Source organism: Saccharospirillaceae bacterium (genome assembly GCA_022448365.1).
Taxonomy (GTDB): domain Bacteria; phylum Pseudomonadota; class Gammaproteobacteria; order Pseudomonadales; family Oceanobacteraceae; genus Bacterioplanoides.
Window position 1 is genome coordinate 78,971 of record JAKVCS010000006.1, and the last position, 25,597, is coordinate 104,567.

A 25,597-nucleotide genomic window follows, 5' to 3' on the forward strand; every position below is an offset into this window, starting at 1 on the left:
ATCATTTTGCGTCACTGATTTGCCTTTTTACGTCACGCTGAGCAAGATATCACCACGAACTCCCAGCCACGGCGTGGTGTAGACATGTCACACGGTTATATCAATACCAGCTTCCTTACCGGATTCAGTGATCTGGCAGTCAGCCGTGGCGGCAATCCAACAGCACTCTATGAAGCGGTTGGGCTGGATCGGGATAGTTATATCGATGAGAAGTTTTCCACCTCAGCCACCAGCCACCCTCGCCTGCTGATTACCCAGGAGCAGTTTGTTGAATTACTGGAATACAGTGCTCGCCAACTCAATTGTCCGGATCTTGCGCTACAGCTGGCCAAGCGCCAGGGTGCTTATATTCTTACGCCGTTAGTACCGATGTTCGCTGACTGTCAGACATTACTGGATGTGACGAAAGTGCTGGAGAAATACATGAGCCACATTGTCTATGGTGGCCAGATTGACGTAACGGTGGGCGAAAATCATATTCACACGTGTGTGCGTGCGGTACACCCACATCTGTTACGCTATACCCAGATTGAAGATTATGTGCTGGCAGTGGTGTACAACACCATTAACCACTTGTTAGGAAAAAACTATCCGCTGCGAGCCTGCTATTTTACGCGTCATGAGTCTGACCCGACAAAAATTGAACAATACGCACAATATTTTGGTTGTCCGGTAGTATTTAATAACAGCGAATTAGCCATCACTTCGAATAACGCGTTAATGGATCAGTCCGTCACAGAAATTATCAGCCAGTTTATTAACCGGGTTAAGCGCAGTATTCCGAAACACCATTCCGGTTTTATTCACCAGATACGCCAGACCATCAGCTTATCGCTGGCCAATAATGGAGCCCCAATCGAAGATATTGCCCGGGTGCTGAATATGGGCCACCGAACGCTACAGCGACGTTTGCATGAACAAAAGATCAGCTATCGTACGTTGGTGGATTCTGTTCGTCATGAACTGGCTAATCAATATTTACGTCAATCCGGCTACAGCCTTACCGACATCGCCGGGTTATTAGGTTACAGCAATTTGAGCAGCTTCAGCCGCGGTTATCAGCGCTATTGCGGCCTGTCTCCGACACAAGCCCGACAACAATTTCTGCTGTTATCGGGCGAGTCATCCAGCTGGAAATCAAAGAAAACCTAACAGCGCTTTTGCGCTGTATGCCACCAACGACAAGGTAAATAAACCAGCCAGATACAATACAACGGCGTTGCGAAATTGATTACTTTTGCTGCTTTTTTCCGAGTTGGTAGTCGCCATCAGTAACCATCCTTTAGTGATGTTTTACCACTGAAAGTGCGGTAATTATAAATGTTGTAGCTGATGATGACCGGAATAAATACCAGGATACCAGCCAGCGTAAAGTACACCGATTTATCCGGCGCAATCGCTTCCCAAATGGTTAATCGACCCGGAATAATGTACGGAAAAATTCCTGCAATTAAACCACCAAACGCCGTCATAAATAATCCCATGGCACAACCCAGTGGTTTTAAACCCGGATCATGATCTGCTTTTAGCAGCTGCCATAGTTGCCAGGCAAAAAACAAAGTTAACAGCGGTAAGGGTGCCAGCATCAGGTTTTGCGGAAATACCAGCCAGCGTTCCGCAATCACCGGTTGATCCAGTAACATCCACAGGCTAACTGCTGCCATAAAGCCTAACATGGCAAACAACAAAACCTGAGCATAAGCTTTGGCGCGTTTATGCAAGCCCGCCTGAGTTTTTCGTACTAACCAACAAGCACCTAACAAGGCATAACCCGCCACCAGTGCAAAGCCGGTTAACAACGAAAAAGGGGTTAACCATTGCACGGGGTCGTCCATGGTTTTTCCTGCCGACATATCCCCCACCAGAGCACCAAGAATAATACCCTGACAGAAGGTCGCGATTATCGAACCGGCAGCAAAACTGATGTCCCACCATTTCTGGCTGGTATCGGACTTAAAGCGGAATTCAAACGCTACCCCCCGGAAAATTAATGCAATCAGCATCATGATAATCGGCAGATATAAATTCGATAATACAAAGGAATACACCACCGGAAAGGCAACAAACAGCACCACACCCCCGAACACCAGCCAGGTCTGGTTGCTGTCCCAGATATGTGACAGGCTTTTCATCGCAATGCCTTTTTCATCGGCGTTCTTTAACAATGGTGAAAGAATGCCCACACCCAGCGAAAAGCCATCCAGTAACACATAGACCAGAATACCAAAGCCAATCAACAATAAATAAACGAGTGCAATGTCCATTATCTTTCTCCTTTATTGTTTTGAGCGGATAAATATTGCGACAGCTCCTGGCTGTAACCCATATCCACCTGAGCCGGATTTAGGGTTGCGGGTAAATCTTCATCACCCAGATCATTGCGCTCAAGCGATTCCAGCGCCTCTTCAATGGACATTGGCCCTTTTAAAATCAGCTTGCGCATAAAATACAGGTAGGTGAAAAACAGCGTGGTGTACACCAGCACAAACAGCGCCAGGGTAAAGGCAACATTTTCTGCCGGAATCGGCGAAATCACATCAACGGTACGTACCAGTCCATTGACTAACCAGGGCTGACGACCCACTTCCACCACATACCAACCCGCTAAGGTTGCGATCACACCCGCAGGAATCATAGCGACGGAAAATAAATGCAGTGGTCGGCTCTCAAATAAGACGCCTTTACGACGGGCGTACCAGCCAGCCAGACCCAGTAATAACATTAAAACACCCAATCCGATCATGATACGGAAGGAGAAAAACACCACAGCCACGGGTGGGCGGTCTTTCGCTTCCACCTGATCCAAGCCAGCAATTTCACCATCAAGATCGTGTGTAATGATCAAACTCGCCAATTTCGGAATAGCAATTTCCATTTTATTGCTTTCGGTTTCTTTGTCCGGCCAGGCAAATAAACGCAAGGCTGCGCCTTTTTCGGTTTGCCAGATGCCTTCCATCGCCGCCAGTTTTACCGGTTGATGTTCCGCCACATTTAAACCATGAAAATCACCAACCACGGCCTGCAGTGGTGCCAACACCAGAATGGCTGCCATGGCCGTGGAAAAGCCAATTTTTGCAAACTCGGTGTGTTTCTTTTTCAGCAGATAATAAGCATTTACTCCGGCAAACAATAACGATGCCGACAGGAAGGTCGCCAATAACATGTGCGCCAATCGATATGGGAACGACGGATTAAAAATCACTTCCAGCCAGCTGGTAACGTGGAAGACACCGTCGATAATTTCGTAACCCGCCGGCGTGTGCATCCAGGAGTTCGCTGCCAGAATCCAGAACGACGACACCACTGTGCCGATGGCGACTGTGCAGGTGGCAATAAAATGGACTTTGGGTGATACACGGTTCCAGCCGAACAACATAATGCCGAGGAAACCGGCTTCAAGGAAAAATGCGGTTAACACCTCATAAGCCAATAACGGGGCTAAGACCGGCCCCACCACTTCGGAGAATTTGCTGAAGTTGGTGCCAAACTCATAAGACAACACCACACCGGACACCACACCCATCCCAAAGGTAATGGCAAAGGGTTTCATCCAGAACTTTACCTGCTGCAGATACGCGGGGTTTTGCGTTCTCAGCCACATACCTTCCATAAAGGCCAGGTACAACGACAGACCAATGGTGATGGTGGGGAACATAATGTGGTAGCTAACCGTGAAGGCGAATTGAATCCGCGACAGCATGGCGCTATCGGGCATAGCAGCGATAACATCCAACATAATTGATACCTAAAGTGTGTTGCGTGAGCAAAGCTCTGACGGCTTTTTATTGCTGATCAATGCGGTGCGATCTCTGCACCGCATTCAGCTCTTAGGCCTGGTTCTTGCTCGAACTGTGCCAGACCCCGCGCTCGCAGCGAGAAAGGTATGGTTAATACTCACTTACTGGTCTGTAATCCCGATAGCAACGGGCGCGCTGGTCCACACAAGCGATCAATTGTTGAACGCACCACGGCGTTACAGGCAGTGAAAATTACTCATTAGGTGTAAACTGGGTATACATAACACCCGACAAGCCGTAAAGAGAGTTTACAGTTCATGCTCATCACATTGTTCACGGCCAGTATGTGGCTTACCCTGCTTTCGGCCTCCGGCACCGCCTGGTGGTTATGGTCACGCCGTGATGAAGAACCCGCTCTGGTGGCGCTGGCAGCATTCTGTATGGCGATGGCGCTGTGGTGTTGCGGCCATCTCGCTGCAATGTACAACCAACCACAACTGGCCATCGCCTTGCTGTTAGCGAATCCGCTATTACCGACCAGCTTTCTGCATTTTGTGGTGTTGTGGCTACGCGACAATTTGTCACTGCCTGAAGCTATCTATCGCTTTATTCCACTGCTGTATCTGATGGCGCTGGCGGTGACGGCGCTGAGTATTGTTGGCGGCGGTGGTCACCTGGCGGCCTGGAATATCTTCCCGCAGTTTTTTCATATCGACCGGGTGGGCTGGTTAAACGTGGTGTACACCGTGGTGGTGGGGGTGGTTGCCCATATCTTGCTGTTGTTTGGTTATCGTAACAGCCGACTGCGCGCCAGCCAGTTGAATAAGCGTCGTTCTATCATCGCTATGTTTATTGCCGGCGGCTGGGGATTCTCGCTGGCTACCAGTTTTATTCTGCCGTCGCTACAGATCGATTTCTTTCCCTACCCCATGTTGGCATTACCAACCTACGCAATACTATTGGTTTATTCAGTCGCTCGTTATCGCTTAGTCGAGGTTAACCGCTGGGTCAGTCAGGCATTGCAATGGCTCGCGGTTCTGGTGGTGTCAATGTTACTGATGACGCTGTTATTGTCGTTGTTGGCGCCAGTGGCCATGACCGAGTTAGCAGACGTCCCAACGCTGCAACTGTTCTCTTATTCCAGCCTGTTGTTGATTCTCGCCTGGTTACTGTACGGCCCGGCCCGACAGTTTTCTGATCGACTGGTGTATCCCGGTGCCACCATTGACGAGAGCACTCTGAATCAATGGTTGCAGCAATTAAACAGTGCCACCTCCTGGCCGTCACTGGCCAGAGCCATTGAAACGGTATGGAACCAACCGAAGTCATCTGCACTTCAGGACAACCATACCGGAGTCAAGATTTTTGCATCCAACGGTGATGTGTTGGTCGATAGCGATCAACCAACCCTGTTTACCTGTGTAAAACGCGGCAGTTGGGAGTGTCATCTGCACGGCTGGCAGGATCACCCGCCCAGCAAACAACACATGGCGGAATTATTAGCGACCTTAATTCCCAATGTCTGCGCCTCGCTGGAGCGTTCGTTGCAGCTGGCTAAAGTCGAAGCCCAAGCCGAGCGGGAACGGATCAAACAGCAACATCTGGTGGAACTGGGTGGTTTAACCGCCGCCATCGCCCACGAATTACGCAATCCACTGAACATTATTAACATGGCTTCGGCACAAACCGATCCGGCGATCAAAGGCCATATTCAGAATCAGGTGGCCCGGGCGGAGCTGCTGATTCGCGATACTCTGGCCTATGCCGGGAAGATGGAATTACAGCTGCGCGAGATGGATTTGTTGCCGCTGGTTCGTCAGGTATGTGAGCAAATCTCCGGCCTGTATAAGGTGCCGATCGATTACCAATTACCACAACAATTAAGTGCCTGTTTCGACGCCGATAAAATTCAGCAGATTCTGATTAACCTGCTGGAAAACGCCGCTGCGTTTGTCGATAAAGACACAAGTAAAAATCAACAATCAAGCCAAAAAGAAAACACAAACGCCGCAATTTTATTAGTGGTGAAATACCAAAAAGATGACAAAAAACTGATGCTGGCGGTACACAATAAAGGCCCCGCCATACCCGACGATATGCTGCCGCATCTGTTCGAACCTTTTATCACCAAACGCAGCGGTGGCACCGGTCTGGGTTTATCCATCGTCCGCCGTATTGTGGATGCCCATAACGGCTGGATCGAGCACCGCGACGATCTGGGCTGGCCGGTATCTTTTATTATCACCCTGCCTGTTCCCAGCAGCTGCCCGCCCCACGGAGAATCGTAATGAGCGCACGTATTTTATTGATTGATGACGAACGTGCTTTTTGTGAATTGTGCAGTTTATGGCTGAACCAGAGCGGTTATGAAGTGGTTAGCTGTGGCGATGCTGAGAGTGGCTTAGCGGCGTTTAATCAAGCCAAAGAGGATCAGCCGTTTGATCTGATAATTCACGATCTGGCATTACCGCCGAGCTTTCATCCACAGGATGGCCTGCAATCGATTCAGCATTATCAGGATGTGCCGTTACTGGTGTTAACTGGCCATGATGATCGCTCGCTGGCGGTGCAAGCGATTGAACTCGGCGCCTGGGATTTTATCGCCAAACCGGTTGATCCGGATATGCTGAAAATCATTATTGCCCGGGCGCTGGATAAACACAGTTTATTAAAACAGGTTTCTAACCTGGAACAGCAGTTACAACAGCGTCAGCCGGAGACACCGGATTTTGGCTTAATCGGCAACAGTGCTTCGGTACAGGCCACCCGGGAATTAATTCAGCGCATTTCTGCCACCCAGGTGCCGGTCTTTATTCAGGGCCCCAGTGGTACCGGTAAAGAAATTATTGCCAATGCGATTCACCAGGGCAGCAGCCGCAAAGACAAAGCGTTTATTTCGGTTCATTGTGGTGCGATTCCAGCTGAACTGCTGGAAAGCGAATTATTCGGTTATAAAAAAGGCGCTTTTACCGGTGCTGATAAAGATCGTAAAGGCCTGTTAGCAACTGCCGACGGCGGCACCTTATTCCTCGATGAGATTGGTGAAATGCCACTGGCGATGCAGGTGAAATTACTGCGGGTATTGCAGGAAGGCAGTTATTATCCGGTCGGCAGCCGCGAGCTGGAACAGATTGATATTCGCTTAGTCAGCGCCACCAACCGTGATGTACCCAGCGAAGTACAACAGGGGAATTTCCGCGAAGATCTGTATTACCGCATCAAGGGCTTAACCATTACCACCACCGGGCTGGAACAACGCAAAGAAGATATTACGCCACTGGTGAATCACTTTATTGCTTTGTATAACCAGCAACACAACACCTCCCTCAGTGTTGATAACGATGCCTGTCGCTGGTTTTTATCCACACCCTGGCCGGGCAATGTGCGCGAACTAAAAAACACACTGGAAAGTGCTGCGGCCATTTCGCTGAATAACAGCATCAGCATGCAGGAGATTCAGTTAATTCGTGGTGATTCCAGTGGCGCGGTTACGACAAGCTCCGGGCAACACATCGAAGTAGCGTCGGATGCTTCGCTGGAAGAACAGGTTTCGGCACTGGAAATTAAACTGATCCAGCAGGCGCTGGATACTCATCAGGGGAATAGAACTCACAGCGCCCAGGCGCTGGGAATTACGCGCCAGGGGCTGATTAATAAAATTAAGCGATATGGGTTGTAGGGGGGATATAGCCCTGTTAATTAAGGCATAGATCAAAAAATTATAGCGGTTTCAGTCTGGCTGCCTGAAAGTCAGAGGCATACATACATGATAAAAACGATCCAAGCCACCAGCCCTGCCAGGGAAACATTACTCGGCTGATTCATACCTTCTGACAACCTGAATTCTTCCGGATATTTACCCGCTGTCAGTGATTTGATAACAACATACCCTGTTAAATAACAGATAGTGTTGTAAATGATTTCGACCAACAGACAAATCAATATCCTGCCGATAGCAGGAAAAATCGTTTCAAATAATATGTCCATAATCATCCATGAATTTCTCTTTAACCTGTCGGCCAATGTATTTTTTGCCTAAAACACCGATATAACCACGCAATACGATTAACAAACAGGCTTTAAAGCCATAATCAAGACATTCATCAGAACCAGAATACCAGAGACTTCAGCGGTAAAATGGTAAAACGACTGTAGACACTCCAGGGATTGGAGTGCCGTTGCCAGCTGACTTCGTCCATCGCCATCAATCGCTCAGAAAAGCGTGTTACGTCCATTTTGCCACCTCTATCGGGCAGGCGTATCGGGTATGAGTACCGATCATTCAGCAGGTAATTTTGCTACAGCTTCTTCACACTTGCCAGCCTTGCCCTGTTACCAAACCGGATCAAGACTATTGACCGCAGCCAGCTGCACTTTACCGTTTTCGAGCAGACAGCCTTGCTGATCGCCGCTGCGGTTACAGGGCAGCCATTGTTGTTGTGCCAGCTTGGCAGCTGCCTCAAGAATCATACTGGCTTGCTCGCGGCTGTCGCTGCCTTCAGGGCTGGCGTTGCTGCCACTACTCTGCTGCTGACTGCGCGCCAGAAAGGCCATATCCTGCAGCGGAACCTGATAACTCATCGTGTCGATCTCCATCATTTGTTGTTATGGCAGCTATGCTGGCTGCTTTGCTATTCAGTATGAGCAGGCTCAATTTTGGCTTCCTTAACAAATGATAAGGCGCGCCGGAATCAAAGCTGCAATACTGCTGCTAACTGGCCGCAGAGCCTTATGATGAGAAGAGATAAAAAACGATGACCACACAAGCTGCTAATCCGCATTACCCTAAGCTGTTAGAACCACTGGATTTGGGTTTCACCACGCTGAAGAACCGCGTGTTAATGGGCTCCATGCACACCGGCCTGGAAGAAGAGAAGAACGGTCTGGAACGCATGGCTGCCTTCTTTGCAGAACGTGCCCGTGGTGGTGTCAGCCTAATCGTTACGGGTGGCTTTGGTCCCAGCGCTCACGCGGCGACCCACCCACAAACCAATATCATCCAAAGCGACGAACAAGCCAAAGAGCATCGTGTGATTACCGATGCAGTTCACGCCGAAGACGGCAAAATCTGTATGCAGATTCTGCACACCGGCCGTTATGCCTTTAACCCTCAGTCGGTTGCACCGTCGGCCGTACAGGCACCCATCAACCCGTTTAAGCCACGTGAGCTGGCAGACAACGAAATCGACAATGAAATTAACGACATTGTACAACTGGCCAAATTTGCTCAGGTCGGCGGTTACGACGGTGTCGAGATCATGGGTTCCGAAGGGTACTTTATTAACCAATTCCTGGCTCAGCGTACCAACCAGCGTGACGACGAATGGGGCGGTGAATACGAAAACCGTATGCGTCTGGCGGTTGAAGTGGTGCGTCGTACCCGTGAAGCGGTGGGCGAGAACTTTATTATTATTTACCGCTTATCCATGCTCGATCTGGTCGAAGGCGGCAGCACCTATGAGGAAGCGCTGGCGTTGGGTAAAGCCATCGAACAGGCCGGTGCCACCATTATTAATACCGGTATCGGCTGGCACGAAGCGCGTATTCCAACCATCGCCACCAAGGTGCCACGTGCGGCATTTACCTGGGTAACGGCGAAATTCCGCGACCATCTGAATATTCCGGTAATCACCTCTAACCGTATTAACACCCCGGAAGTGGCAGAAGAAGTGCTCGAACGTGGCGATGCCGATATGGTATCGATGGCGCGCCCATTCCTGGCCGATCCGTTCTTTGTGCAAAAAGCGCAGGAAGGTCGTGGTGATGAAATTAATACCTGTATTGGCTGTAACCAGGCCTGTCTTGACCACGTATTCAGCGGCAAGTTGACCTCTTGTCTGGTGAACCCACGTGCTTGCCATGAAACCGAAATGATCATGACCGATGCCCCGGTGAAGAAAAAGATCGCGGTAATTGGCGCAGGCCCTGCGGGTTTGGGTTTCTCCACCACCGCCGCAGAACGTGGTCACGACGTTACTCTGTTTGATGCCTCAAGCGAAATTGGCGGTCAGTTTAATGTAGCGAAACAGGTTCCGGGAAAAGAAGAGTTTTACGAAACCCTGCGTTACTTCAAAAAACAAATTGAATTAACCGGTGTAACACTGGAATTAAACAGCCCGATTTCGGTTGAACAGTTAAATGCCAGCGACTTTGATGAAGTAATTCTGGCCACCGGTATTAACCCACGTACGCCAGAGATCGAAGGCATCAACCACAATAAAGTTCTGAGCTACCTGGACGTATTGCGCGATAAAAAACCTGTGGGTAAAAACGTTGCTGTGATTGGTGCTGGCGGTATCGGTTTCGATGTTTCTGAATACCTGGCCCACAAAGGTGAAGCCACCAGCCAGAACATCCCGGCCTTTATGAGGGAATGGGGGGTGGATATGACATTGGAAGCCCGTGGAGGCATTGAAGGTATCGAAGCTCAACCTGGTACCGGCGAGCGCAATATCTTCCTGCTGCAACGTAAAACTTCCAAAGTAGGTGGCAAGCTGGGTAAAACCACTGGCTGGATTCACCGTACCGGCCTGAAAAACAAAGGCGTGAATATGATTCCGGGTTGTGAATACCTGAAGGTTGACGACCAGGGGCTGCATATTCGCGTTGGTGAAGACATCAAAGTGCTGGAAGTGGATAACGTGGTTGTCTGTGCCGGTCAGGACCCTGCCCGTGCATTAACCGAAGGTCTGGAGAAGTCGTATCACTTAATTGGTGGTGCCGACGTCGCAGCGGAACTGGATGCCAAACGTGCCATCGATCAGGGCACACGGTTAGCTCTATCGCTGTAATCGACTCGGAGTGCTCAATAAAAAGCTCAGCCGGTTTATGACTGGCTGAGCTTTTTTCGTAATCGGGATAAAGAAACCGGCGTTACGTTTAAATACGAGGCAATCTGATACAGGGGTAATTGCTCCGCCAGTTCCGGGTTTTCTTTTAAGAACCAGCGATATCGCTGCTCTGCCCCACCCAATAACATCTGTGCTTCACGCCGAGCTGTTTTTAAAAATACCGATTTCAATATGGCATTTTCTGCGGTTAACCAGGCGATGCTGTTTTTGCCGGTTTCAATTAGCTGTTGGTATTCCGCTACCAATACCCGGCTTGGCGTCAATGCCTGTAAATAAAACGGACTGACTTCTTTGTTGGTTAGCGAAAATACCGGCGCAATGACTTCTCCTGCCTGATAAAACTGCTGATTCACTTCATTACCGTTCTGGTCGATGTAGTACACCCGAAAAATACCATCCACAAAGAAATACACATCTTTGGCAATCTCTCCTGCTTCGATCAGGTGTTCTTTTTCGACAAGGTTCTGACAAGCAAACTGCTTTGCCAAAAAACGTGCGTCACCGGTTTTACACTGGTAGTTGTTTTCCAGGGCCGACAGAAAAAACTGAATATCCGGGTTGTCAGGGTTCATAGTTCCAGGCTGGCTCAAATGCGTCATCTCAGAATGATAGTAACAAATCCGCCCGAGCTATTTGAAGATACGTCGTATTTTGGCTCGACAACACCTGGCGAAAGCGCCGTTGTGATCAAGTCTTAACTGCCTGGAAGTGTGCAGTCTCCAATACTGTTTATAATAAAAAGGATCACAATATGAACCCGATTCGTATACCCAATGCCACCGGCCAGGCATTCACAATACTGGTTGCACTGCTCTTGCTATTCAGCGCGACCACATACGCCAGCCAGACCTGTCACCCTCTGGCTGTGACAACCTGTGCGATGCCTTTCCCGAGTAACTTCTATACCCGTGCCGATGCTCACTCTCCCACCGGATTGGTGATCGATTTAAAAGGCACGTTATTTTCTGCTGAGGCTGAGGCCCAGGTAAAAGATCTGCAGTCACCGGATATCTTTGCGGCCAATCACGGCTTCTCGGTCGCCGCGCCCATTATGCTGGAAGTCGGCCAGAACTTTGATAACCGCAGTATTCCAACGGATGGTGGTGATAGCGTTAAAGTATTTAATCTGAACACAGGTGCTGAGGTGCCGATTCGTCCCGCACGATATCAATACGCACTTGATAACCGCTTTGCTGAAAAAGCGCATATTATTGAGATTTTCCCACGCAGCCGTTTCGAATTTTCGCAGAATTACATTGCCATAGTGACCCGCAATTTAACCGACAATAATGGCAATGCTATTGCGCCGGTTGCCGGTATGGCCTCGCTGCTGCAGCAACCTGAAAATTATCCACAGCTAGCTGGCTCACTGGATAAAATCCAACAGCTGGGTATCGACCCAAATCAGGTAGTGACCTTTACCGAATTTAGCACTCGCGATGAGTTAAATAATAACCAGAACTTATTCGATCTGGTGGATATTGTTATGGCCGATGACCATCCCGTGCGTCACCTGAAAACAATCCCCATTAATGTATGGCCTTATGCAGCTTCGGTAACAGGCCAGATTCGCTTGAGCGATTTCCGCCAAAGGAATGGCAAGGTTGATTTCAACAGTCAGGAGAAAGTCGGTGACTACTGGGCTGATTTTATCTTGATGTTGCCGCTGGCCAGCCGCCATGGTTCTGCACCGGTCAGTATTTATGGTCATGGTTTAGGAGCAAGCAAAGAATCCATGTTGCTGACTGTGGCACACGCCAACGCTCAGAAAGGAATGGCCAGTCTGGTTATCGATCAGCCAAACCATGGATCACGGGCAAGAGATGATGGCGGTGATATTCGCAGTATTCTGAATCCGGAACAGCTGAATCGGGTCTCAGGGATGATGACTCAATCAACGCTGGATATGGTGTCGGTTGCAAGGGCCATTCAGACATCGTTGTCTGATCTGAATGTGGTGCCGGGTAAAAATAACTGGTGGAACCGCACCTTTTATTCTGCAGGACTCCAGGCTCCGGATATCGACCCTGAGCGTATTCATTATCAGGGAACATCCATGGGCGGTGTATTAGGCACCAGTTTTGTGGCCCTGGCTCCTCAATTAAACAGTGCATTTTTACAGGTTACCGGTGTCGGTCTAAGTAATATTCTGACGCACTCAATTTTATTCAATACGTTTGGCTTTGAAAACTTGATTCCATCAAAAGCCACAGCCGGTGAAGCCGCATTATTTATGCATACTCTGCAGCAATATGTGGATAAATCGGATGCCATTAATTTTGCTCATTATATCCGTCATCCGATTCAGGGACGCGAAGCGCGTCCACTTGTTGTGCAATACGGGTTGGGTGATAAAGTAGTTTTTAATCGTTCAACCGAGGTGCTGGCAGAGATTGTCGATCTTCCACTGTTAAATTCCAGAACCACAGACGTTGAACATTTACGTACGGCCGATGACTATGAAGACGGTTATGGACTGGTGCAAAACCGTGCATTGCTTCCAACCGGTGGATTACTTGACCAGATTCTGGCTCACGCCAGCTTTATCCGCATCGATTCGATTCAGGCGATGAAACGCTGGATTGATCAGGTAGTTGCGGACTAAAAGACCCGGACATTGGTTTGTCACTTTCAGACGACAGGAAGGCCGATAGCAACCCGCTCAGGTGGCTATCGGTATTTTCAAATGCGGCGGAACTAGAAATCAGCCAGCATATTACGCAGACTCGACAAAGTTTCCTGACCACGTTGTTTCTGTTCTTCCTCCGACGTTTCTGTACGACCTTCCCAGGTAATATCATCTGCGGGTAATTCATCGAGAAATCGCGAATGAGTGGTTGATACCGCTTCGCCGTATTGGCGACGTTTACCAGCATAAGTTAATGCCAGAGTGCGCTTTGCCCGGGTAATACCCACGTACATCAGGCGCCTTTCCTCCTCGATGGTATCGGCTTCAATGCTGTTGCGATGGGGCATCAACTCCTCTTCCATCCCCATGATATAAACATGTGGAAACTCCAGACCTTTGGATGCGTGCAACGTCATAAGCTGTACCTGGTCGGTTTCGTCCTCTTGCTCCTGTTGCTCCATCATGTCGCGCAGAATTAACTTACCGACGGCATCTTCAATGGTGACTTCATCCCCTTCTTCTTCGGCTTTTTCGATCATTTTTGAGATTGAATCGATCAGGAACCAGACATTTTTCATACGTCGTTCGGCCTGATTCGGGGTACCGGAATTCTGTAATAAATACCCTTCGTAATCGATATCAGAAATCATTTCCTTAATCGCCGATACCGGATCATCGGTGTAAGCATTTTTAGTAATGTTTTCCAGCCAGTGGCCAAAACGACGTAAGCGATCCATCGCTTTTGGCATTAATACCTGCTCCAGCCCCATTTCAGTTGTCGCAGACATCATGGAGATACCGCGCATGGCTGAATATTCACTGAGCTTTTCAATGGTGGTTGGACCGATTTCACGCCGTGGCGTATTAATAATCCGCAGAAATGCCGCATCATCACTTGGATTAATTAACAAACGCAGATAACCCATGATGTCTTTAATTTCATTGCGACCAAAAAACGACTGCCCACCATTCAATTTGTATGGCACCTGATAGGCTTGCAATTTCATTTCAATCGCACGTGACTGGTGATTACCACGATACAACACAGCAAAGTCTTTATAGCCACCGCCATAACGCAAACGCCGCTCGACTATTTCGGTAGCAATGCGTTCCGATTCCACTTCATCGTTGCGACATTTGAGAATACGGATCTGATCGCCATAACCCTGATCCGACCAGAGTTTTTTCTCGAATTCGTGGGGGTTGTTATCAATGACCTTGTTGGCGGCATTCAGAATCAGGCCCGTGGACCGATAATTCTGTTCCAGCTTCACCAGTTTTAACGTTGGGAAATCTTTTTTGAGTAACGACAGATTTTCCGGTTTGGCGCCCCGCCAGGCATAAATAGATTGGTCGTCGTCACCAACGACCGTCAGACCAGTACGATTACCTACCAACAGTTTAACCAGCTCATACTGGCTGGTGTTGGTATCCTGATATTCATCCACCAGCAGATAGCGGATTTTCTTTTGCCACCGGGCTAACACCTCTTCATGCTTCATAAACAGCAGAGTGGGCGCCATAATCAGGTCATCGAAGTCGACAGCGTTATAAGCCTTCAACATACGCTGATAGACCTCGTAGGTCTGGGCGATCATCATCTCCTGTGGACTGGTGGCCATTTCGAGCGCTTGTTGCGGCTCGTACAGGTCGTTCTTCAGATTAGAAATGGCGTTCTGCACCAGATCAATCATATCGCCGTCATCACCGTGCTCACGATGCATTACGTCGCGAATAATGCTTTTGCAGTCATCCTGGTCAAGAATCGAAAAACCCGGTTTGTAACCGGCGGTTTTATGCTCGAACCGGATAATATTAAGGCCAAGGTTATGGAAGGTAGACACCGTTAAACCTTTGGCCCCCCCTTTACCCACCAGCGAGCTAACCCGCTCTTTCATTTCGCGCGCGGCTTTGTTGGTGAAGGTTACCGCTGCGATATGGTGAGGTTTGATGCCACAACTACCGATCAGGTAAGCGATTTTTCGGGTAATTACGGAAGTTTTCCCCGAACCAGCTCCGGCAAGTACCAGCAGTGGGCCATCGATGTATTTCGCGGCTTCACGTTGGCGCGGGTTGAGCTGGCTTAAATCGACCACGGTTTTCCTCTGGGGATGTTCGGAATGGTGGGCCATTTTAACAGCAGCGCCGCACGAATAAATCCTTAATTATCAGAGGGTCACTGACCACCCCTCACACCTATTTCGTACCTTTGTTCAGCTATCGATGGCAAGTCCTTGTCTGCACTCGATATTTTCTGCATTTAATGAAGACAGCAGGGATTTTTTAACCTATATATAGGAGCACCCTGTGACAATAACTACACAATAAACGGTCATTCAGAATGATGGAGGGGTCGTTACTGATGGTGAAATCTGCAACGATGGAGACTTATGCCTTCTACTGAAAGCAAGAAACAACTCAGATTATTACTGCTGGGCCGCCATACCGCTGAGCTGGCCACTATCAGGCAATGGTTTGCAGCCAGCAGCGAGCAATGGCAAGTTGTGGCACACTCCGCCAGTCACACCAGCCCTGATTGCGATATCGTGATCCTGCATTTATTCAGTAACGACGCTGATTTTCTATATCAGATGCGCGATGTGCTGGAGCAAAAACCCAGCCTGGTCATTACCCCGGACGCACTGACCAAACTGATTCCCCAGCACAGCCATCAATTACCCGCAGAACAGTTCCACCCGGACAATCTGATCGAGGCTTGCAAAGCACTGCGACACGATGTCGAGTTGAGTCGGCCATCACCGCTGGAGCGTGATGTATTTTTCGCTACTCTGCGCCAACTGATCAGCCAACAACAGGGCGCCATTTACCTGAAGGTACTGCAATGCCGTTGGCTCACACCGGTTAATGACGACCATAAGCATTGGGCGATACGCGACCGGATTCAACAGGAGTTTGAACACACCATCCAAAGCCACGCACCGGCTAATGCCATCACCGGCCGTATTCTGGATGACCAGCTGGTTGTCGTCAGTACCGATTATTACGCGCTGCAAGCCGACTGGTTCCCGGTCAATAATGAAAGTCAGGGCAGTGCCTGGACAATATACAACAGCGCCGTATTGCAGCTGACCGAATTTAAAGCGCTGAGCACCGTGCTGCAGGAAGGTGTGCAGCAAATTGCCCGCGAACGCCTGGTACAGGAAGCCCAGTTTGACTGGAACCAGCCACAATTCAGCCTGAGCCTTTATGAAGGTTTACACCTGGCGTTGCAGCGTGATGAGTTTTTCCTCGAATTCCAGCCACAATTTGACAGCCGCAGCGGTGCCTGGGTGGGCGCAGAAGCTTTGTTGCGCTGGCGCCATCCGCATCTAGGCGTCATCCCTCCGACGGTTTTTATTCGCGAAGCAGAAAATGCCGGACTGATTCAGGCTTTGGGTCAGTGGGCCTTACGGGAGACGCTTGTTGCCTGGTCTGAAATTCATCAGCGCACCGGCAACCCAATCCGTATGGCAGTGAATGTCTCCTTCCCGGAAGTGGCTGACCCGTTTTATTCCCAGCAGGTGATCGAGTTATTACAACAGCAACAGATACCACCACATTTCCTGGAGCTTGAATTAACGGAGACAGCTATGATGCGCGACGCCAGCGTTTCTCTGATGAATCTGAAAAATCTTCAACAGTTTGGTGTGCATATCGCGTTGGATGACTTCGGCACCGGCTTTTCGTCTCTGTCACACCTGAGTGACCTGCCAATTACCGGTATTAAACTGGATCGTGCCTTTGTTGCGCCCATGGCAGACAAAGGTCCGCAGGCCCATATCGTGTCCACGATGCTGGACCTGGCGAAACGGCTACGACTGGAAACTACCGCTGAAGGCGTGGAAGACAAGCAGTGTTTAGAGCTGGTGCAGAAACTGGGATGTGATCGTATTCAGGGCTATATCTATTCCCGCCCGCTGCATCTGGAAGCTTTGATCCAGCAGGCGGAATCTGGCTTTATCAGCAACGATTTTAATCAACGCAGTCTATTCTGATTCGGCATCACGCGCTGCAATCAGCCCGATGGTCACTGGCTCAGGCACTGGCGTAACCTCGGCACCAAAAAATGCTTCGGCATCGTAAGGGTTGTCGCGCTGTTGGTGCCAGACACTCAGCAGGTAAACAACCATTGCCAATAGCACCAGTAATTTCACCAGCGTCTTCTGTTGTTGATCCATTCTGAACCTCCATAACCTTGCCTGCCGGTCTTGTTGCGACCCGAACCACGTCGCCATCGCGCAGTACTTCGACTGTTTTCGTTTTACCACCCGGCGCTCAACGAGCTTTTGATCGCTTAACAGCTAATTCTGCCAACAACCACTTCTGCAATTGCTACTTCTGCAATTGCTACTTCTGCAATTGCTACTTCTGCAATTGCTACTTCTGCAATTGCTACTTCTGCAATTACTACTTTTGTAAGTACCGATCAATAGTGCGATAACTCAGCGCTTCCAGCAAATGTGAGCGTTCAATCCCTTCTTTGTATTGCAGATCGGCAATGGTACGGGCAATTTTTAACACCCGATGATAAGCCCGTGCCGACAGCTGCAACCGCTCAATTGCTGTAAGTAACCACTCACGATCATCTTCTGCCAGGGCACACATCTGATCTCGCAACTCACCGGTGAGTTCGGCATTGATACACCCCTGACGGTCAAGTTGTCGCTCACGAGCGTCTACAATCCGTTGCTGCACCTGCTCTGAGCTTTCTCCCTCTGGCGCTTGTTGCAACATTGCCGTCGGTATGGGGGGAACCTCGACATGCAAATCAATGCGGTCGAGCAGCGGCCCAGAGGTTTGGCCCTGATACCGCCGCACCTGATCAGCAGTACACTGACAGCGCCCGGATGGATCGCCGAAATAGCCACAGGGACATGGGTTCATTGCAGCGATCAATTGAAAATTGGCTGGATACGTAATCGAACGATTGGCGCGACTGATAACAATCCGACCACTCTCCAGCGGTTCGCGCAATACATCCAATACTTTGCGACTGTATTCCGGTAATTCATCAAGGAACAACACGCCACCATGTGCCAACGATATTTCGCCGGGTTTAGGTTTGCTGCCCCCTCCCACCAGCGCCACACCTGAAGCCGTATGATGCGGAGAACGAAACGGTCGGACACGCCATTGCTGTTGCCAGTCATGATTTTGATTGGAAATGGAATAGATCGAGGCAGACGTCAGTGCCTCCTCCTCCGACATCGGCGGTAATATGCCAGGCAAGCGGCTCGCCAGCATGGTTTTACCGGTTCCCGGTGGGCCTATAAACAACAGATTGTGCTGACCTGCTGCCGAGATCTCCAGCGCACGCTTCGCCTGTGGCTGGCCACGCACATCGCGCAAATCACGCATGAATGGCGATCTGAGGATATCTCCGGCATCAATGGGAATCACCTCACTCAGTGATTGCTGTCCGTGTAAGTAGGCGCTTACTTGTTGTAGTGATGCCGCCGCGCGGAATTGGCCGCTGCTGCATAACGCCGCTTCTTCAGCATTGGGTTCGGGTAATACCAGTGTTTGTCCGGCGCGCGAAGTTTGTAACGCCGCAGGCAGTACCCCAGGAATAGGCTGCAACTCACCGCTCAGTGCTAACTCACCTATAAATTCATGGCCTTCGAGAACATTGCCGGGAATTTGTTCTGATGCCACCAGAATGCCAAGTGCAATCGCCAAATCGTATCGACCACCATCTTTAGGCAGATCCGCTGGCGCCAGATTGATGGTGATGCGTTTCGCCGGAAACTCAAAACCGCTGTTAAGAATGGCAGAGCGTACACGGTCTTTGCTTTCTTTTACCGCCGTTTCTGGTAATCCTACTAACGAAAGAGACGGTAAACCGCTGGACAAGTGAACTTCCACACAGACCCTCGGCGCTTCAATTCCTAATTGCGCACGGGTGTAAAGGCGAGCGAGTGACATAGGCATTCCTTTGCTTATTTTCGTCTGATCACTCCGAGACTAAAGCCACAGACCTGAGATGCCCATGACTACACTTACAAATCCTGAATAGACAAGACTTTTTTATTACCCTTTACTGATGTTTTACTGCCGTGTTTGCCACTTTTTCTCGGTTTTGTGGTCATCATTATCAGCGTATCTTTTTATTGGAGTGAATCGTGCTCGCGTTAAAGTTAATCCTTGGTTGTTCTTTGGCACTGTTACTAAGCGCCTGTTCCAGCTCTGACTCTGAGCAATCGGGCTCCAGTATTAGCGGCAAACTTAATATCGCCATTGCTACGGCGGTTGATTCTGATGTCAATGATATACAGGCAAGCTACGCGACCAACAACGACCCGGAAAACCCACAGATACTCAACAACAGCATACTGACTCTGCAGGGCTATGTGACACGCACCGCGACCAATGGTGATGCCAGCCAGGAACGTTTTGCCAACAGTACTGATGCAGTCGATTACTTTCGGGTTAACCTGAAAAAAGGCCAGATAATTACCGTCACTGTCGGGCCGGTAAATATCAGCTCACGTATTATTGCGTCATTAATTGAACTGGATGCCAATGGCTCACCCAAAGAGAATGGCCAGAAAAGTATCAGTAACAGTACTCGTGTAGGCGCTCAGTTTATTGCCGAACAATCTGCGGCGTATCAAATTATTATCAACGCTTCATCCAGCGCCAGCCGTTATATATTGCAACTGAATCCGGCACTACCAGGAAGCAGCGCCTTCGGCCTGGCTGGTGAATTTATCAGCGGCGAACTGCTGGTGAAAAATATCCCATCCAGTAATCAGCGAAGCGTACAGCAAATTGACCAACAATATCCGCGCCTGATAAAACTGAATACATTGGCAGCTTTCACAGCAGGTCAACACGCCACCACCCCGTTACAAAAATGGTCACCCGAGGTTTATCAGAAAATTCAGACGCTGGAGATGGTTACTCAATATGGTCTCGGCAGTGATGTTGAATACGCCCAGCCCAACTTTGTTTATCGCAGCCAGAGAAATGCCGACGATACCGCCTTTGATGAACAATGGCCGCTAGCTCAGATTAATGCACCACTGGCCTGGGACATTACCACCGGGACGAAAGCCGGAGGCGGCGATATCGTGATTGCTATTCTTGATACCGGGGTTCTGGTGGACCATCCCGATTTACAAGATAACAAGTTGGTTTCGGGTTATGACTTTGTCCGCAATATACAAAGCAGTGGTGATGGCAATGGACTCGACAGTAATCCGAATGACCCAGGCGTTGCAAATAACTACGCATTCCATGGCACTCATGTAGCCGGTATTGCCGCGGCCACCAGCAATAACGCGCTGGGTATGACGGGTGTTTCCTGGGACGCGAAAATAATGCCGGTCAGGGTATTGGATATCAATGGTACCGGCAGCAGTTATTCGATGATTCAGGGTCTGCGTTATGCGGCACGATTAAGTAATGACAGTGGTACGCTGCCAGCACAAGCGGCGGACGTTATTAATCTCAGTCTTGGCAGTACGTTTGACGCCCAAAGTGCACCAGCAGAGCAGGAATTATTTAATCAGATTTATTCAGCCGGTATCAGTGTGGTTGCAGCGGCAGGCAACAGCGCCAGCTCGACGCCGTTTTATCCCGCGTCCTATCCAACCGTTATCTCCGTCAGTGCTACGGATATTGGCGAGAAGTTGGCTCCCTATTCTAACTTTGGTAACAACATCGATGTCGCGGCACCGGGTGGTATTCGTTCAATCTTTCTTGGCAGCGATAATCCTGTGCTGAGCTTAGGCGCAAGTTATACCAACGGTTTATTTGACAGCTACAACCTGAATGGCAAACAGGGAACCTCAATGGCCTCACCTCATGTGGCCGGGGTAATTGCGTTAATGAAAGCGGTTTACCCGCAACTGACGGCACAACAAGTTACTAATTTATTGGGAAATGGTTTATTAACAAACGATCTTGCTCCAGAAGGTAAAGACAGTGCGTTTGGCTATGGACTTATCGATGCATTAAAAGCGGTTAATGAAGCACAGAAGTTAGCCAATGGCGGCGTGTTGCCACCACAACCAACCCAATTAGTTGCCGAACCCAACACCTTGTTAATGGGTACCAACAGTCAGCAGGAATTCACGCTGCGCAATAATGGCGGTAACTCCCCGACCATCAGTATCAGCGATGATGCCGATTGGCTTACAGTAACTGCAATTGAAAATGGCGCAGCATCCTTATCGGGTTCAACGGTTATTCGTTATCGTGCTGAGATCGATCGTACCGACTTAAACCCAGGCTATTACAAGGCAACCATTACGGTTAGCGCAGATGGTGAAAACCCGGCAGCAAGCGATATCGATGTGTATATCCAAGTGGGTAATCTGGCGGCACAGGGAACCCTGACCCAGCAATACGTATTGCTGTTATCCGACAACAGCGATTCAGCCATTAAAACAGCAGCAACCGATAGTAATGGTCACTTTGTTTTTAACAACGTTGAAAACGGACGCTATCGCCTGGTCGGCGGATCAGATATTGATGTTGATAATAACTTGTGTGATATCGCAGAAACCTGTGGTTTTTATCCAACACCGGACGTCTCACAGATTGAAGTAAACAATAATGATATCAGCGGAGTTGAAATGCCGGTGGCCATTAAAGTGCAGTCATCTCTGCAGAGCCGTTTTATTGAGGGCAGTTTCTTTAAGAACAGTTTCGTAAAAGGTCAGCTTATTGAAAGTCAAAGAGAAAATACAGATCAGTCTGATATCGGTAAGCAGATTGTAGCGCCGTAACGTGCGATCCGATAAAACGATAGAATATTCGTATTTATCCGATAAAAAAACAGGGCAATGCCCTGTTTTTTTATGTATGAAAGAGGCTTGCTGATTTTCAGAATGCCAGTTTACCAATAGCAGGTCCATGCAGCGTCCCCAGATAAAGGCCATCTTTCTCTGGCTGAACCGAGGTAATTTCACCAATTGCTACAGCCGCCTGGTCATGCAAACTCTGTAAAACCTTGCCGTCTTTATCCAATTGAATAACAAAGCCATAAGCCGGTGGAATTGGCGTCAAACTCTTAGGCAATTTAGCCAACTGATTTTTCACAAATGGTAATGGCTGTATTTTATCCACCAACGCACTGCGGGGTGCAAATAACGCCATCCAGAAAGTACCATCTGCATCAGCGGCAATTCCGTCAGGGACACCGGGTAAGTGGCTGGTAAAAATATCGGTTTGTCCGGCTTTTTCTCCGCGTAACCAAACACGAGTGGTACGGTATGCAAAGGTCTCATTCACCAATACGAAACTCTGATCAGCTGCGACGGCTACACCATTAGCAAAAAACAGTTGATCGGCTAACAGTTTTAATTCACCGGTATCCGGCGAGTATGAAAATAAACGTCCGCTGGGCTGGGCATTTAAACCATCGAGAATATAGTCTTTTAATGGGAATAACGCAGACGCATCACTGAAGTACATCGTGCCGTCCGCAGCAATATCCACGTCATCAACCACCAGCAACGGTTTTCCCTGAAAACTGTCAGCTAATACCGTCAGTTTCTGTGCCGGAGTCAGCTGTAATAGGCCTTTCACACCGTCGGCAATAATCAGGTTTTGCTGCGCATCAAAGGCAAGCCCTAATGGTCGCCCGCCGGTGTTCGCCAGAACTTCCCAATCGACATGAGGGCATTTACGTAATACATCACCATTTTCAACACCGGTATACATGCACCCTAAAGCGTCAACCGCAACATCTTCGCCACCGCGACTGGCGTTCGGCAGTTGTGTCAGTTGCGTAACCTGAAGTGCATCATTGGCTGTAAAAGCGCCATCCAAAGCCAAAGGCTGCGACGGCTGATAGGCCTGTGAGTCAATTGGTGACGGTGCTAATAACGCCGCTACCATCACGACCATCAAAGCGATAATAATTTTCATCTTACATTCCCTTGCTTTATTGCTGCTGTGCCACGCTTTCTGGTGACTTTTTCGCAATCCAGGTCGCGCCAATATTGATTGCCTGGAATCGCTGTGGATTAATCTGATTCAATTGCAAAGCAGCTGCCAGTGCCTTCGGGGGCGCGTCAACCGCTTCTGCTGTTAAAACAAAAGTATTCCAATGAATACCAAACGCCGACTGGGCATTAATGTCTTTAAAAATTTTAACTGCATCGTCCGGGTTAACATGGTGGTACTTCATAAACCAGCGGGGTTCATATGCACCAATGGGGATCATAGCCAAATCAACGCGACCCAGCGCCTCACCTATCTCTTTAAATTGCACGTCGTTGTAGCCGGTATCGCCACCGAACCATGCAGTAAAATTATCCCATTTAAAGGCCCAGGAGGCCCACAAACTCTTATTGGTATCGAATAAACCCCGTCTGGACCAGTGCTGACTCGGCAACGCCTGAATTTCCAAACCATCAACCACGTGGCTCTGCCACCAATCCAGCTCTGTGACATTGGTAACATCGAATTGTGCAAACCAATCTTTTAACCCCAATGGCACCAACCAGTGCACTTCATCTCCCAGCGCTCTTACAGTGGCCGCATCCAGATGGTCGTAATGATTATGTGAGATAACCACAACATCAATCGGAGGCAGGTCTTCAATACCAATTGAGGTCTGGGTGTAGCGTTTAGGACCGGCAAAGGAAAGCGGCGAGGCACGATCTGAAAAAATCGGATCGGTAAGAATGTTCGTACCCTGATATTGCAGCAACACTGTCGAATGGCCAATTAAAGTGGCACGTGGTTCTGTGTCGGGTTGTTTGATGCTGTCAGGGTCGGTCTTTTGCCAATATTTTTTATGGTTCTGAGGCTCATCCGGCCATGTCTGATCGTCCAGAAAACGAGCCTGCAAAAAAGCCAGAGAGCTGGGCTGATGATTGTCCGGTAAATATAAGTTGCGGAATGTGCCATCACCGTGGTGGGCGGGTTTTTCCGCTTTAAGCTGATCCGGTATTTCGGTCTGCTGATTGGCACTGCACCCAGATGCAGCCAGCAACAACAAACACCCTGCGACTATCCTGAACACACACTTATCCTCATAAAAAGACAGCCCGTACTGTTGCACGGGCTGTCGCTCAGAACAATGGTCTTTACTGAGCTTTATTCAGCCATACACACCTGATCACCGTAATAGTCATTATCGTAATTACACTCGCCACATTGTGCGCGTACAGCCTTCTCTTTTTTGCGCGGCTGAGCCGGCCGATAATTGTCTGCAGTTGCCTCAACGCGAATATAAGCCTGAATTGATTTCATGATGCTATCTCCTGTTTGATTGCAATTATTAATCTAGCCTCAAGGAAATGATACATTAAATTAATTAAATCTAATTAGCCGATAGTCAAAACCCCACCAAACCTATATCGAAATAATTTGATATAGATTTAAAACACCTCTACACTGCGCAGCATGAAGCAATCTTTCAGTACTCAATCACCAGGCCAACTGCAACAACCAGACTTGGCCAAAGCCTGCAAAGCGGCCGGTGACCCATTGCGTATGAGTATTCTGAAATTGCTCGGTCAGGGTGCTTTCGGCGTGCTGGAGTTGTGCCGGGTGTTTGATATCAAGCAATCAAGCATGAGCCATCACCTTAAGATCCTGGCACAAGCCGGCTTGACCAGCACTCAGCGAGAAGGCAACAGTATTTTTTACCGCCGTCCGTTGATTCAGGGGAACGAGCCGTTTGACGTCTGGTTGAACACCACCTTCGCAGCCATTGATAACAGCGAAGATACTGCGCAGGATCAGATTGAGGCAGCGGTAACCGAAGTCCTTCAGGAGCGCGCCCAGGCATGTGCTGAGTTTTTTGCCCGACACGCAGAAGACTTCAAAGAGCAACAGGATTTAATCGCCTCTCATGATCAGTATGGTGCGGCACTGAATGAGTTGCTTAACTCAGTATCGGGGAAACAACGTGCGCACCGCTATGCCCTGGAAATTGGTCCCGGCGAAGGGGCTTTTATCCCGGCACTGGCAGCTGAATTTGAGCACGTGACCGCGTTGGATGTATCACCAGATATGCTGGCACTGACGCAACAAGTGGTTGATCAACGATCATTGGTGAACGTGCACTGCAAACTGGGTGACGCGACGGTATTGCATGATCAACAAGGTCGTTACCATTTTGCTGTCGCCAATATGGTGCTGCACCACGTACCAGCGCCAAAAACGATATTTGAGCAGGTTGCCGGTTTATTAGCCGATAACGGCAGCTTGTTAATCACGGACTTGTGCCCTCACGAACAAACCTGGGCACGGGAATCCTGTGGTGACTTATGGCTGGGCTTTGATCCGGCAGATTTAACCGCTTGGGCCAGGGAAGCGGGTTTAACCGAAGGCCCTAGTCAATTTCTCGGGTTGCGTAACGGGTTTCAAATCCAGTTCCGCTTGTTTCACAAACCGTAGTGATGCAGTTCAACATC

At 49.1% G+C, this 25,597-nt stretch carries 19 protein-coding genes; 8 read left to right on the forward strand and 11 right to left on the reverse strand.

Going from position 1 to position 25,597, the window contains the following annotated elements; translation table 11 throughout:
* The first annotated feature begins 84 nt into the window (after window positions 1-84).
* Window positions 85-1,152, forward strand: coding sequence for an AraC family transcriptional regulator (locus tag MK185_16110; protein ID MCH2042156.1), 1,068 nt, complete (start codon window positions 85-87; stop codon window positions 1,150-1,152).
* Window positions 1,153-1,268: 116 nt separating this feature from the next.
* Here MK185_16110 and cydB read toward each other — a convergent pair whose 3' ends face one another.
* Entirely contained in the window at window positions 1,269-2,264 is a 996-nt protein-coding gene (gene cydB, locus MK185_16115) for a cytochrome d ubiquinol oxidase subunit II (GenBank protein MCH2042157.1), read from the reverse strand.
* Window positions 2,264-3,736 (reverse strand): cytochrome ubiquinol oxidase subunit I, encoded by a 1,473-nt coding sequence (locus MK185_16120; protein MCH2042158.1) that lies wholly within the window; start codon window positions 3,734-3,736, stop codon window positions 2,264-2,266. Before MK185_16120 ends, cydB begins: the two co-directional genes overlap by 1 nt.
* A gap of 318 nt (window positions 3,737-4,054) precedes the next feature.
* On the opposite strand from MK185_16120, the gene MK185_16125 reads away from it, so the two are divergent.
* Window positions 4,055-6,025, forward strand: coding sequence for a HAMP domain-containing histidine kinase (locus tag MK185_16125; GenBank protein MCH2042159.1), 1,971 nt, complete (start codon window positions 4,055-4,057; stop codon window positions 6,023-6,025).
* Entirely contained in the window at window positions 6,025-7,416 is a 1,392-nt protein-coding gene (locus MK185_16130; GenBank protein MCH2042160.1) for a sigma-54 dependent transcriptional regulator, read from the forward strand. Before MK185_16125 ends, MK185_16130 begins: the two co-directional genes overlap by 1 nt.
* A 71-nt stretch (window positions 7,417-7,487) precedes the next feature.
* Here the strand turns inward: MK185_16130 and MK185_16135 are convergent, their stop codons facing one another.
* A complete protein-coding gene (locus MK185_16135) occupies window positions 7,488-7,724 on the reverse strand; it encodes a hypothetical protein (protein ID MCH2042161.1) in 237 nt (78 codons plus the stop codon).
* 345 nt (window positions 7,725-8,069) lie between these two features.
* Window positions 8,070-8,318, reverse strand: a complete 249-nt coding sequence (locus tag MK185_16140) for a hypothetical protein (GenBank protein MCH2042162.1) — start codon at window positions 8,316-8,318, stop codon at window positions 8,070-8,072.
* A 173-nt stretch (window positions 8,319-8,491) separates the two neighbouring features.
* On the opposite strand from MK185_16140, the gene MK185_16145 reads away from it, so the two are divergent.
* A complete protein-coding gene (locus MK185_16145; GenBank protein MCH2042163.1) occupies window positions 8,492-10,528 on the forward strand; it encodes an NADPH-dependent 2,4-dienoyl-CoA reductase in 2,037 nt (678 codons plus the stop codon).
* Between the two features lie 35 nt (window positions 10,529-10,563).
* On the opposite strand, the gene MK185_16150 is transcribed toward MK185_16145, so the two are convergent.
* On the reverse strand, window positions 10,564-11,160 hold the full coding sequence (locus MK185_16150) for a Crp/Fnr family transcriptional regulator (GenBank protein ID MCH2042164.1): 597 nt from the start codon (window positions 11,158-11,160) through the stop codon (window positions 10,564-10,566).
* A 179-nt stretch (window positions 11,161-11,339) separates the two neighbouring features.
* On the opposite strand from MK185_16150, the gene MK185_16155 reads away from it, so the two are divergent.
* Window positions 11,340-13,193 (forward strand): hypothetical protein, encoded by a 1,854-nt coding sequence (locus MK185_16155; protein ID MCH2042165.1) that lies wholly within the window; start codon window positions 11,340-11,342, stop codon window positions 13,191-13,193.
* A gap of 92 nt (window positions 13,194-13,285) precedes the next feature.
* Here MK185_16155 and rep read toward each other — a convergent pair whose 3' ends face one another.
* The gene (gene rep / locus MK185_16160; protein MCH2042166.1) at window positions 13,286-15,313 is read right to left on the reverse strand and encodes a DNA helicase Rep; all 2,028 of its coding nucleotides are present in this window, start codon (window positions 15,311-15,313) and stop codon (window positions 13,286-13,288) included.
* Between the two features lie 294 nt (window positions 15,314-15,607).
* On the opposite strand from rep, the gene MK185_16165 reads away from it, so the two are divergent.
* Entirely contained in the window at window positions 15,608-17,212 is a 1,605-nt protein-coding gene (locus MK185_16165; GenBank protein ID MCH2042167.1) for an EAL domain-containing protein, read from the forward strand.
* Here the strand turns inward: MK185_16165 and MK185_16170 are convergent.
* Both MK185_16170 and MK185_16175 read right to left on the reverse strand, forming a co-directional pair.
* Complete coding sequence (locus MK185_16170; GenBank protein ID MCH2042168.1) at window positions 17,204-17,395, reverse strand: hypothetical protein; 192 nt, start codon at window positions 17,393-17,395, stop codon at window positions 17,204-17,206. The two genes, MK185_16165 and MK185_16170, sit on opposite strands and share 9 nt — an antisense overlap.
* Window positions 17,396-17,624: 229 nt before the next feature.
* Window positions 17,625-19,142: a YifB family Mg chelatase-like AAA ATPase gene (locus tag MK185_16175; protein ID MCH2042169.1), complete on the reverse strand. Its 1,518-nt coding sequence runs from the start codon at window positions 19,140-19,142 to the stop codon at window positions 17,625-17,627.
* Window positions 19,143-19,339: 197 nt separating this feature from the next.
* On the opposite strand from MK185_16175, the gene MK185_16180 reads away from it, so the two are divergent.
* Window positions 19,340-21,952 (forward strand): S8 family serine peptidase, encoded by a 2,613-nt coding sequence (locus MK185_16180; protein MCH2042170.1) that lies wholly within the window; start codon window positions 19,340-19,342, stop codon window positions 21,950-21,952.
* Window positions 21,953-22,049: 97 nt separating this feature from the next.
* Here MK185_16180 and MK185_16185 read toward each other — a convergent pair whose 3' ends face one another.
* The 3 genes from MK185_16185 to MK185_16195 all read right to left on the reverse strand — a co-directional run bounded on the left by MK185_16185 (window position 22,050) and on the right by MK185_16195 (window position 24,428).
* Window positions 22,050-23,096: an SMP-30/gluconolactonase/LRE family protein gene (locus MK185_16185; protein ID MCH2042171.1), complete on the reverse strand. Its 1,047-nt coding sequence runs from the start codon at window positions 23,094-23,096 to the stop codon at window positions 22,050-22,052.
* A gap of 16 nt (window positions 23,097-23,112) precedes the next feature.
* Window positions 23,113-24,198: an MBL fold metallo-hydrolase gene (locus tag MK185_16190; protein ID MCH2042172.1), complete on the reverse strand. Its 1,086-nt coding sequence runs from the start codon at window positions 24,196-24,198 to the stop codon at window positions 23,113-23,115.
* A 74-nt stretch (window positions 24,199-24,272) separates the two neighbouring features.
* The gene (locus tag MK185_16195; protein MCH2042173.1) at window positions 24,273-24,428 is read right to left on the reverse strand and encodes a hypothetical protein; all 156 of its coding nucleotides are present in this window, start codon (window positions 24,426-24,428) and stop codon (window positions 24,273-24,275) included.
* A gap of 153 nt (window positions 24,429-24,581) precedes the next feature.
* Between MK185_16195 and MK185_16200 the strand changes: the two genes are divergently transcribed.
* Window positions 24,582-25,580 carry a metalloregulator ArsR/SmtB family transcription factor gene (locus MK185_16200; protein MCH2042174.1) on the forward strand — a complete coding sequence of 333 codons (999 nt, stop codon included), beginning with the start codon at window positions 24,582-24,584 and terminating at the stop codon, window positions 25,578-25,580.
* Window positions 25,581-25,597 lie beyond the last annotated feature (17 nt).

Coding starts and splice junctions, on each gene's coding strand:
- MK185_16175 (MCH2042169.1), bottom strand. CDS start 19,142: ATGTCACTCGCTCGCCTTTACACCCGTGCGCAATTAGGAATTGAAGCG.
- MK185_16135 (MCH2042161.1), bottom strand. CDS start 7,724: ATGGACATATTATTTGAAACGATTTTTCCTGCTATCGGCAGGATATTG.
- MK185_16150 (MCH2042164.1), bottom strand. CDS start 11,160: ATGAACCCTGACAACCCGGATATTCAGTTTTTTCTGTCGGCCCTGGAA.
- MK185_16200 (MCH2042174.1), top strand. CDS start 24,582: ATGAAGCAATCTTTCAGTACTCAATCACCAGGCCAACTGCAACAACCA.
- cydB (MCH2042157.1), bottom strand. CDS start 2,264: ATGGACATTGCACTCGTTTATTTATTGTTGATTGGCTTTGGTATTCTG.
- MK185_16170 (MCH2042168.1), bottom strand. CDS start 17,395: ATGGATCAACAACAGAAGACGCTGGTGAAATTACTGGTGCTATTGGCA.
- MK185_16120 (MCH2042158.1), bottom strand. CDS start 3,736: ATGTTGGATGTTATCGCTGCTATGCCCGATAGCGCCATGCTGTCGCGG.
- MK185_16195 (MCH2042173.1), bottom strand. CDS start 24,428: ATGAAATCAATTCAGGCTTATATTCGCGTTGAGGCAACTGCAGACAAT.
- MK185_16110 (MCH2042156.1), top strand. CDS start 85: ATGTCACACGGTTATATCAATACCAGCTTCCTTACCGGATTCAGTGAT.
- MK185_16165 (MCH2042167.1), top strand. CDS start 15,608: ATGCCTTCTACTGAAAGCAAGAAACAACTCAGATTATTACTGCTGGGC.
- MK185_16125 (MCH2042159.1), top strand. CDS start 4,055: ATGCTCATCACATTGTTCACGGCCAGTATGTGGCTTACCCTGCTTTCG.
- MK185_16155 (MCH2042165.1), top strand. CDS start 11,340: ATGAACCCGATTCGTATACCCAATGCCACCGGCCAGGCATTCACAATA.
- MK185_16145 (MCH2042163.1), top strand. CDS start 8,492: ATGACCACACAAGCTGCTAATCCGCATTACCCTAAGCTGTTAGAACCA.
- MK185_16130 (MCH2042160.1), top strand. CDS start 6,025: ATGAGCGCACGTATTTTATTGATTGATGACGAACGTGCTTTTTGTGAA.
- MK185_16185 (MCH2042171.1), bottom strand. CDS start 23,096: ATGAAAATTATTATCGCTTTGATGGTCGTGATGGTAGCGGCGTTATTA.
- MK185_16140 (MCH2042162.1), bottom strand. CDS start 8,318: ATGAGTTATCAGGTTCCGCTGCAGGATATGGCCTTTCTGGCGCGCAGT.